Below are 363 nucleotides of genomic sequence, written 5' to 3' on the forward strand. Positions count from 1 at the left end.
AGGCGGCCTCAGCCCTTGACCGGCTTCGTCTTCGAAGCAGATCCAGGCGCCGTCGGCCGCCGCGGATCTTCCACCTGCGGCCAGACCTCCTTCTTCCACACCTCGATCGCGGCCTCGTCCCGCTCGATCGCCCGGCGGGCGGGGCGCTGGCACGACCAGCCGTTACGCCGCAGCAGGTACCACACCCCCTGAACGGTGTAGCCGAGGTGGAACATCCTGCCGATCAGCGTCTTGATCCGCATCAGCGTCCAGCGCTGGTCGGCGAACCCGTGCGCCAGCGGACCGCGTTCCAGCTCGGCCTCCAGCCGGGCGAACTGCGCCGGGCTGAGCCGGGGCAGCGCGTGCGGGCCTGCTGAGGCCAGC

General features: G+C 71.3%; 1 protein-coding gene. It reads right to left on the reverse strand.

What is annotated here, in order from left to right:
• Positions 1-8: 8 nt before the first annotated feature.
• On the reverse strand, positions 9-363 hold a 355-nt coding region (locus FLX08_RS40190; RefSeq protein ID WP_142625462.1), incomplete at its 5' end, for a helix-turn-helix domain-containing protein.

It is taken from the genome of Microbispora hainanensis (assembly GCF_006874475.1).
Classification (GTDB): Bacteria; Actinomycetota; Actinomycetes; order Streptosporangiales; family Streptosporangiaceae; genus Microbispora; species Microbispora hainanensis.